Here is a 9351-nt window from a genome sequence, read left to right as displayed (position 1 = left end):
AAGTCAAGACATGATTTTTTAGAAAATAAGTTATGTCCTCCTTCCGGTATTTAGGATGCGATTTGCCTTACTTCATGGGCGTAGAACTGAATGGGGCGCGCTTCGCCGAGTGACTGGTGCGGGCGTTCCTCATTGTAAAATTGGACATAGCGAGCCAGCCCTTTACGCAACGCGCGAGGGTCCTCGAATTCGTTTATGTAGATGCATTCGTACTTGAGCGAACGGAAGAATCGCTCCGTGCGGCTGTTGTCCGTGGCTCGGCCTTTGCCGTCCATCGAAACTTTGACGCCTTCCTTCTCCAGCAGCTCCAGGTAGTCCTTGTTCGTAAAGTGAGAGCCCTGGTCGCTGTTCATGATCTCCGGCTTGCAGCTGCCAAATGCCCGTTTGAGACAGCGGAGCACAAAGCCTTTCTCCAGCGTGCTGGAGAGCTCATCATCGATGACTTTGCGGCTGTACCAGTCGATGATGAGGAACAGGTACATAAAGCCTTTGCCCATCCGTAAATAGGTGATGTCGATTCCCCAGACTTGGTTTGGCCGGTCGATCGTCAAGCCGCGGAGCAAGTAGGGACGCGTGTAGGTCGCATGCAGGCGCTTGCTCAGATTCGGCTTGGGATAAACGGCCTCAAGCCCCATGATCCGCATCAGACGGCGTATGCGCTTGCGATTGACCTCAAAACCTTGATCGCGAAGAATTCGTGTCATGCGGCGGTAGCCATAGTAGGGATGCTTCATATAGATTTCGTCGATCCGGTGCATGAGCAGCACATTCTCTTCGCTCTCGCGCTGCTCCTTGGCCGGTCGGTAGATGCTGGTACGATTCACAGACAGCAGCTCAGCTTGGCGCTTGAGCGTGATCGTCGTTGCGTTGTCCGGCTCCACCATCGTTTTACGCGATTCGAGAGATTCATTTGAGGCCAGATTTTTTTTGAGCCAGTCGACCTCAACCGTAAGTTGACCGACCAGCTTCTCCAAGCGCTCCTGCTTGGCTTCGTATTCCTTTTTCATTTTTTCTGTTTCGCTCGTCTTCTTCTCGAATACGGTCGAAGCGCGCTCCAGGAACTCTGCTTTCCACCGGCTGATCATCACCGGGCTAAGTTCGTATTTCGATGCAATCTCGTTGACGGTCTGCTCCTCGCGGAGCACCTCCAGCACAACCTTCGTCTTGAATTCTGAGGTATATCGGTTCCGTTTTTCCATGATCTCATTATAACTTATTTTTCACGCTCCCGTGTCTCAGCCTATGGGAGCATTATAAAGATCTCAACCGCAAATTTCTGTAAATAACGCGAAAAATCGAAGATAACCTTTTAGCTCTTCTTAATGAAGGTATCTAGTGATTTGGGATTCATGACGAGAAGCGTGTTTTCAACTATTAGGTTATAAAATTCTATAAAAAGTACAGGGGTACATTTTTAGGAAAATTTCATATGGAGTAAATGAGGGTAAACTTTTCAGAAATCAGAAACTGGCTTTTACTAGGCACTGGGTATGGTAAAATAGAATGGAAAAATGGGGAAGATGCTAAACATGCTGTAAAACGACGTAATTGCTTCATTTCAAACCTCAAAGTTAAATGGAGTGTTGAGGATGACAATAAATAAAGAGGAATTTCAAAAAGCATATTATATATGGTCTGATTTCAAGAATGAGGTTCTTTATAAAAATAGGTTTATCATTAACCATGAAGTACTGGACATAATTAAGTCAATTTCAGTGCGAAACACTAGAGAAATTAATACTGGCCAAACTTTTTATCGTGCAAGACTGTTCGATGTGGATGAAACATTATTAAGTTTTATCACTATGCAGAAAAGTACAACTAAAAATAGTCCGTTTCATGGTTATGATGCAGAAGGTTCTTTTATTCCTAGAAATAATGATGTTGTGTCTGATGGTCGGGCTAATCCATCATTTATTAAATATCTGTACACTGCTGAGGATGCATATGTAACCGCTAGAATATAGACATCAGAAATCGCTAGATAATAATGAACACTTTACGCTCCTTCCTCCCCTAACTATCATTCATCTTAGAATAATCATCATGGGTGAGGAAGAGTATGAAGCGCTTAGAAAGGTGGCATATGTTTTTCTCCATTCATCAGATGAAAGAGAAAGGATTAAGGATCTCACAAATTGCTAGAAAACTAAATGTTTCGAGGAACACGGTGTATAAGTACTTGAGCATGAATCCAGATGAATTCAAACAATTCATGGAAGGTATGGAGACCAGGAAAAAGAAATTTGTATTCGCTAATATAAAATTGAGCCACTCGGAAGCGGTTTGATCAAAATAAAAGTGAGCCACCGAATTTCCAATTCTATCACGTTCCTCGTATGCTAGATTTGTCGACAATCTGGCGGAGAGGATAGAAAAGGATGATCACCGTGGCTCAGTTTCATCTTATCAAACATTGCATCGAGCGGGAAGGGCTCTCTCAGCGGCAAACCGCTCAGAAGCTTGGCATCTCACGCAACACCGTCAAAAAACATCTGGAGGCCGAGCTGCCGCCTACAACCATGGAACGCAGGAGGATTTACGGCGGACGGAAGCTCCGCAGGGAAACCGAGCGGATTGTGCCGCTGATCGACGAGTGGCTCAAAGCTGATCAGAACGTGTGGAAAAAGCAGCGGCATACCGCAGCACGCATCTATCACCGACTGGTGGACGAATACGGCTTTACCGGCTCAGAATCGAACATTCGCCGCCTCGTACGCCAGCGCAGGACGCTGCTGCCGGAAGTGTATATCCCGCTGGAATTCCAGATGGGGCAGCAGTTTCAATTCGACTGGGGAGAAGCCGACGTGATGCTCGGCGGCCGGCTGACGCGCGTGTATCTGTTCTGCATGCAGCTATCTGCAAGCCGCAAGCGGTTTGTCCGCGCCTATCCGCACGAAAAGCAGGAAGCGTTCCTCGACGGATTTGTCCACGGCTTTCGATACTTCGGCGGCGTCCCCGCCATCGGGCTCTTTGACAATCTCAAAACGGCGGTCATTAAAGTGCTGCAGGGCCGCGACCGATTGGAGCAGGAAGCGTTTCAAGCCCTACAGGCGCACTACGTGTTCAAAGCCGAATTTTGCAGCGCGGAGGCCGGCAACGAAAAAGGGCAGGTGGAAGGTCTGGTCGGCGATTCGAGGCGAAACGCGCTCGTCCCCGTCCCCCACGTGCAGTCGCTTGATGAACTGAACGACCTCCTGCTTGCCTGGTGCGAGCGGAGTGCGCAGCAGAAGAAAGTCCCGTACACGCAGGAAACGATTCACGAGCAGTGGCTCAAAGAAAAGCAGGCTCTTCATCCGCTTCCGACCACCGATTATGAAGCCTGCAGAACCGCCGAATGCCGGGTCAGTAAAATCTCCACCGTCACGTTCGACCGCAGCCAATATTCCGTACCGTGCGACTATGTCGGGCAGCAGGTATGGGTGAAAGGTTTTGTCGATCAGGTGATCGTGGTGGCTCAAAACCAAGTGATCGCCGAGCACCGGCGCGTCTACGAAGACGGCGGCATCCACCTGAAGCTCGATCATTATCTGGAGGCGCTGCTTCGCAAACCGCGAGCCGTCCGCGACGCCCGTGCCATGCAGACGGCGGATGTTCCGCAGGAGCTGCGCGGCTTTCATCGGCAGATGAATGCGAAGTATGGTGCGGATGGCGACCGCGGATTTGTCCGCTTCCTCCTGCTCCACCGTGAAGTGGGGATGGACATCCTGATTCGGACGGTTCAGACAGCACAGGCCGCTGGGATCTTCCGCTACGAAGGACTGCGCCAGATCGTGCAGCAGCTTACCGGACAGGAGCCGAATCCGGCCGCGCTGCCTGCAGCCAGCCTGCCGGCGGATCTCGCGGAGTACCGCGTTCGGAAAGCCGATCCCAACCGCTACGGCGAGCTCACACGTGGAGGTGCTGCGAAGTGAGAGGCGAAACGACTGAACTGCTCCTTGAAAACCTGACCAAGCTGCTCAAACTGCCGACCATTCGTCAGCAGTACCGCTCCCTGGCACGCGAAGCGGAAGAGCGCAATCTAAGCTACGAAGCGTATTTACTGGCACTGCTTGAACAGGAGCAAACCGTACGCGAAGCGAACCAGCGGCAGCAGAAGCTGCAGCGCGCCGCGTTTCCGATCCGCAAAACGCTCGACACCTTCGACTTTCACCTGCTGCCCAGTCTGAATCGAAACCGCGTCATGACGCTGGCGCAGGGGGAGTTTGTGCAGAAGAAAGAGAATGTCCTGATGCTGGGCAACAGCGGTACGGGAAAGACCCACCTTGCGATTGCAATCGGTATGCAGATGGTGCAGGAGGGCTTCCGGGTGCGGTTCATCACTGCCGCCAACTTGGTCGAGGAGCTGCTCGTGGCCAAAGAAGAACACCGGCTTCTGAACATGGAGAAGCAGTGGCTCAAATATGATGTCGTCATCTGTGACGAGCTGGGCTATGTCCCCTTCTCCAGAGCGGGTGCGGAACTCTTGTTTCAATTTTTCTCCAGCCGCTATGAACGCGGGAGCAGCATTCTGACCAGCAACCTGGATTTTGCGGAGTGGACGCAGGTGTTCGGCGACGAGAAGCTGACCGCCGCCCTGCTGGATCGCCTGACGCACCGGGCGCACATTCTGATGATGAACGGAGACTCCCACCGCTTCCGTCAAAGTCTTCAGCGACGAGCGCAGGAGGAACACGATGCGTAAAAGGGAGACGATCCGCTATGATGCCGACCGAGATGTCTGGTGCGTACCCACGTCGGCGCGGCCGTCCCCCCTCCACTGCGGGGAATGCTTTACTCTGTATGTGGGCAGCAAAGCGTACGAATGCCGCTTGGAGCTCGATACCGATTGGTACGTCCTGATGCAGGATACCAAGTTTGTCCTCCATCGACGAACCGTATATGCTGTTAGCCTGTGATAACAAGGAGGAACAGGGACATGGATGACAAGCAGACTCGAGAGCCGATGTATGATGTGGAATCGTTGGCGGCGTTCGAAGGGCAGGAGACAGAAGAACTCATCGCCGCACTCGCTGCGTACTGCAGGAGTCTGGAACAGCAGGTGGTAGGATTGCGTCAGGAGATGAATCGGCTGACACCGCAGGGGCAGGACAAGCCATTTCCGGATCTACACAGCGATCTATACGAAACGTTTGACCATCTCGCCGCCTACACACGGTTCCGGCATCTCCTGACCGGATTGGAATAAGGAACATATTTACAAATTTCCGCCCCCCTAGGGGGGCACCTTTTAAACCCTTTAATCCTTACAATATTAAACATTTATGTAAGACCAAAAGACAAAAGTGGCTCACTTTTAATATGATCGCTCTGGCTCAAAAAGATATTGACAAAAACAGAAATTAGACCCCTATGAGCAGCGAATCATTCAGTGGTTGAGGGAGTACCCCGACCTCTCTGCCGCTCAAATATGGGATTGGCTAAAAGAGCACCATCCAGACATTGAAGTTGGGGAAAGTACCGTGAGAAGCTATGTCCGGATGATGCGGAAGATGTACGGGATCCCAAAGAGGGTACAGCAAAGGCAGTATGAAGCCATTCCCGATCCTCCAATGGGTGAACAAATGCAGGTGGACTTCGGGGAGACGAAAATGAAGAACCTTCAAGGGAATCTAGTCAAGTGCTGGTTCATGACGTTCGTTCTCTCCCATTCCAGGCAGAAATTCGTTCATTGGCAAGATCGGCCATTTGTAACGAAGGATGTGATCGATGCTCATGAATTAGCTTTTGCATATTACGGCGGAATGACGAAAGAAATCGTTTATGATCAGGATCATCTGCTGCTCGTCAGTGAAAATTACGGGAATCTAATCCTGACCCACGAATTTGCGGTCTATGTGCGTCATCGAGGCTTTCATGTCCACATGTGCCGAAAACAAGACCCCGAGAGCAAAGGTCGCATCGAAAATGTCGTGAAATACGTCAAACGAAATTTTGCACGCCATCGGATCTTCATCAGCGTGGATAAGTTGAATGAGGACTGCTTGGCTTGGTTAGACCGGACAGGGAATGCGCTGATCCATCATACGACCAAAAAAATACCAGCCGAAGTGTTCGCCCTTGAGAAGCAACATCTTCGCCCGGTCCCAGAAAAAATGCAAACTCCTAGTACGAGTATAACAAGGACTGTGCGGAAGGACAACACCATTTGGTATGAAGGGAGTCGGTATTCCGTTCCCCTCGGGACGTATGATGGCACCTCGAAAGAAGTTGGGATCCGGGTCAATGAGTCCACGCTTCAAATCCACGATGTGGATACCGGTGAAATCATCGCTGAACATGAACGCTCACAGAGGCGGGGCCAGCTCATCCAGAACACGAATCACCGGCGAGATCGCCAGAAGGGCATTGCTGCTTACTTTGAAAGTGTGAGGAGACAGTTTCCTGATCCTGATCTGGCTTCATCTTATCTGGAAGAGATTCGCCGGCTGCATCCGCGGTATACCCGTGATCAGCTCCAACTCATTCAAAAAACGCTGGATCAGGCATTTCAAGAATCCGTGGATCAGGCTCTCCGTTACTGTGTGGCCAACCGATTATACAGAGCCGTGGATTTTGCTGATGCCGTGAACCACTTCTCAAATTCTTGCGAAAAAACGTCATCGGATCGAAGCCATGTTACACAGCTGAGCGGAGTGGATCCGGCCAAATGGAAAGCCAAGCCTCAAATTCGTGATGTGGAGATCTACCGGCGCATTTTGAGAGGAGGCTAAACATGAACGAGACCATAACACACCTGAAACAAAGCTTAAAAACACTCAACCTCACGGAAGCGGCCCAGATCATTGATGAAAGCTTAATGGAGGCTGAAGAACACCAATGGACATGCAGTGAGTTTTTGCAACGGCTGCTCCGTTATGAATTAGTCCGACGAGAAGAAAAGCAACTCACCAGACGTTATAAATGGGCGTCCTTCCCTGAAGTGAAGACGCTGGATGAGTTTCGTTTGGAAGAACAACCATCCATAAGCAAACGCCAATTTCAGCAACTACGGGAACTTCTATGGCTTGAGCAGAATTACAATCTCATCTTGCTCGGGCCTCCCGGGGTAGGGAAAACGCACATCGCCATCGGATTGGGCGTAGAGGCATTACATAACGGCTGCAAAGTGAGCTTCGTGCCGATGGATGGCTTAATTCACTTACTGAAGACACAAGAGATTTCCCGATCGTCCCAGCATAAGCTCCGGCGTATTCATAACTCTGATCTGGTCATATTGGATGACTTGATGTTCATGGCCATGGACCGGAATGAAGCAAATTTGTTTTTTCAGTTTGTGAATAAGCTGTACGGTCAAACTTCAATCATCCTCACCTCAAACAAAGGGCCGGAGGATTGGGGTGAACTGTTGGGAGATCAGGCGATCACCACTGCGATCCTGGATCGGATCTTGCATAAGAGCGAGGTCATCCAATTAAGTGGCGACAGCTATCGTCTGAAGTACCGGCAGACTATTTTCGCAAGCTAAAACTGTTCAATATTACTTAGCAATAATTGTTCAAAAGGGCTTGACGGTTACAGCATATACAGCACTTGTTGAGGTTAGGCCATACTTAAACAGTTTGGTAAGTGTGGCAAGTATTCAAGTTAAAGAAGCTTTAATAATTGCAGACTTAACATATGATGGGTTCGCAAAAACTGATGGGATTGAAAATTATTTATTCTACCTAATTATGACTGATTTTTCAAAACCATCAAACTCAAATAAAAAAGATTACATTCCAACGCAATATATAACAGAATTTATTAAAAGTCTCGGTTTTGAAGGTATTAGATTCAATAGCTCATTATATGGTAGAGGACGGAATGTAACGATTTTTAATTATAATAAATGTGAGGCAGTGGATTCTAAGTTGTATCAGATTAATGATATTTGTTATGAAGCAAAAGCAATTGCACCCGAGCAAGAAGAAGATTTAGTTCATTATAAACTGCTACCTTACAAAGAGAAGGACCGAGAAGAACTATTGAATTATCTATTCAGAGCTTTACAGAAGAATAATGACTAGATTAATTATTGGAGGCTATATAATGCCAAGATTATCAGAGATTGACGGTAATGACACCACACAAATTTGTCTTTTCTTGAAATTTGCAACTGAGAAATGGCATCTTGAATCATTACAATCAGGAAAACTAAGAATGAATAATCTAAGAAAATTTATTGATATGGAAAAAAACGAAGGTAAAAAGGGGATGGGAGATTTACTAGAAGCATCGAATGTCATTAATCTCCTTAATTTTAAGCTAGTTGACCCTGATACAGATGAAATTATCTTCGAGGGAAAAGCTTCTAAAGGTATTATGACCTTAAATCACTGTACGACAAAACTAGTGTTTTGTTTGACAATGGTTGATTCTAAGATGTTAGAGGTTGTTGGTGATGATGATACAAGTTATAAGTGTAAGGTCATCTTTTCAGAAATTCAGAAACAAAGGTTTGTCGAAGATTTCGGAAACTATGTAATGATTCTCCCAGTATCTGCTTTTCGAGTCTGTCAAGAATTTTGTGTAAACTCGGTTATGCCAAAGTTTGGTGCCGGACTTGACATGGAGCCTCCAGTGGGCATGATTTCTCGCGATTGGGCGATGCTGGAAAGCGGTCATCACGTGGCTAACCAGCCTATCATGCCCACTCCTCCATGTAAAGTCCTTTAGCGGACATGTACGCGATCGGGAAAGTGTACCGTAAGTTGCAGCAGGATTTGTCCCCAGTTTTGAACGCGTCCCGTCCACTTGCGAAGCACGTCCATTGTCGCTAGATACAGCATCTTGAGCAACGCTTCGTCGTTGGGGAAGATACTCTTCCCCTTTGTGACTTTACGAAGTTGACGGTGGTAGCTTTCGATCATATTCGTCGTGTAAATCAGTTTGCGTAGTTCCGGCGAGTATTTGAAGAACGTTGCGAGCTCATCCCAATTATTCCGCCATGAGCGTACAATCAGCGGATACTGCCTGCCCCATACCGCCTCGAATTGTTCCAGTTCCTGCAGAGCGGCTTCCTCCGTTGGAGCGGTATAGATGGGACGCAGCGCGGCGGTGACTTTCTTTAAGTCCTTGTAAGATACATATTTGATGGAATTGCGGATTTGATGAATGATGCACTTCTGAATCTCCGTCTGCGGGTAGCATGCGGCAATGGCATCGCTGAATCCTTTTAGATTATCGACGCAGATAATCAGAATATCTTGTACACCGCGGTTTCTTAGGTCGGTCAATACGCTCAGCCAGAACTTCGCAGACTCGTTCTCACCAATCCAAATGCCCAGTACGTCCTTGTAGCCCTCCAAATCAATGCCTACAACCATGTAGGCGGCTTTGTTGATTATTTGCCCGTCCTGCTTGACTTTG

Annotated in this window: 12 protein-coding genes and 1 pseudogene; 11 read left to right on the top strand and 2 right to left on the bottom strand. The window is 48.3% G+C overall.

Annotation, left to right across the window (positions count from 1 at the left end):
- Positions 1-50 precede the first annotated feature (50 nt).
- Positions 51-1199, bottom strand: a complete 1149-nt coding sequence (locus EXW96_RS02230) for an IS3 family transposase (protein ID WP_174349762.1) — start codon at positions 1197-1199, stop codon at positions 51-53.
- A 390-nt stretch (positions 1200-1589) separates the two neighbouring features.
- On the opposite strand from EXW96_RS02230, the gene EXW96_RS02225 reads away from it, so the two are divergent.
- The 11 genes and pseudogenes from EXW96_RS02225 to EXW96_RS02180 all read left to right on the top strand — a co-directional run bounded on the left by EXW96_RS02225 (position 1590) and on the right by EXW96_RS02180 (position 8658).
- Positions 1590-1967 carry a hypothetical protein gene (locus EXW96_RS02225; RefSeq protein WP_174349761.1) on the top strand — a complete coding sequence of 126 codons (378 nt, stop codon included), beginning with the start codon at positions 1590-1592 and terminating at the stop codon, positions 1965-1967.
- A gap of 95 nt (positions 1968-2062) precedes the next feature.
- Positions 2063-2290: a helix-turn-helix domain-containing protein gene (locus tag EXW96_RS02220; RefSeq protein WP_174349760.1), complete on the top strand. Its 228-nt coding sequence runs from the start codon at positions 2063-2065 to the stop codon at positions 2288-2290.
- Positions 2291-2381: 91 nt separating this feature from the next.
- Positions 2382-3914 (top strand): IS21 family transposase, encoded by a 1533-nt coding sequence (gene istA, locus EXW96_RS02215; protein ID WP_174349759.1) that lies wholly within the window; start codon positions 2382-2384, stop codon positions 3912-3914.
- Positions 3911-4684 (top strand): IS21-like element helper ATPase IstB, encoded by a 774-nt coding sequence (gene istB / locus EXW96_RS02210; RefSeq protein WP_174349758.1) that lies wholly within the window; start codon positions 3911-3913, stop codon positions 4682-4684. Before istA (EXW96_RS02215) ends, istB (EXW96_RS02210) begins: the two co-directional genes overlap by 4 nt.
- Positions 4677-4898 carry a DUF5348 domain-containing protein gene (locus EXW96_RS02205; protein ID WP_174349757.1) on the top strand — a complete coding sequence of 74 codons (222 nt, stop codon included), beginning with the start codon at positions 4677-4679 and terminating at the stop codon, positions 4896-4898. Before istB (EXW96_RS02210) ends, EXW96_RS02205 begins: the two co-directional genes overlap by 8 nt.
- 20 nt (positions 4899-4918) lie before the next feature.
- Positions 4919-5188 carry a hypothetical protein gene (locus EXW96_RS02200; RefSeq protein WP_174349756.1) on the top strand — a complete coding sequence of 90 codons (270 nt, stop codon included), beginning with the start codon at positions 4919-4921 and terminating at the stop codon, positions 5186-5188.
- A 157-nt stretch (positions 5189-5345) separates the two neighbouring features.
- A pseudogene (istA, locus tag EXW96_RS28430) lies at positions 5346-6080 on the top strand (IS21 family transposase); the annotation flags it as partial.
- Between the two features lie 15 nt (positions 6081-6095).
- Positions 6096-6713: a Mu transposase domain-containing protein gene (locus tag EXW96_RS28425; protein WP_375256432.1), complete on the top strand. Its 618-nt coding sequence runs from the start codon at positions 6096-6098 to the stop codon at positions 6711-6713.
- 2 nt (positions 6714-6715) lie between these two features.
- The gene (gene istB, locus EXW96_RS02190) at positions 6716-7468 is read left to right on the top strand and encodes an IS21-like element helper ATPase IstB (RefSeq protein ID WP_174349754.1); all 753 of its coding nucleotides are present in this window, start codon (positions 6716-6718) and stop codon (positions 7466-7468) included.
- A 40-nt stretch (positions 7469-7508) separates the two neighbouring features.
- Complete coding sequence (locus tag EXW96_RS02185) at positions 7509-8009, top strand: RES family NAD+ phosphorylase (protein WP_217437227.1); 501 nt, start codon at positions 7509-7511, stop codon at positions 8007-8009.
- Positions 8010-8031: 22 nt separating this feature from the next.
- Positions 8032-8658, top strand: a complete 627-nt coding sequence (locus EXW96_RS02180) for a hypothetical protein (RefSeq protein WP_174349753.1) — start codon at positions 8032-8034, stop codon at positions 8656-8658.
- Here the strand turns inward: EXW96_RS02180 and EXW96_RS02175 are convergent.
- The coding region (locus tag EXW96_RS02175; RefSeq protein WP_174349752.1) for an IS256 family transposase at positions 8655-9351 on the bottom strand (697 nt) is incomplete at its 5' end. The two genes, EXW96_RS02180 and EXW96_RS02175, sit on opposite strands and share 4 nt — an antisense overlap.

Origin of the sequence: Paenibacillus sp. JMULE4, assembly GCF_013337105.1 — a bacterium.
GTDB lineage: Bacteria > Bacillota > Bacilli > Paenibacillales > NBRC-103111 > Paenibacillus_G > Paenibacillus_G naphthalenovorans.
Note: the sequence above shows the minus strand (reverse complement) of the source record. Positions and strands in the feature narration are given on the sequence as shown.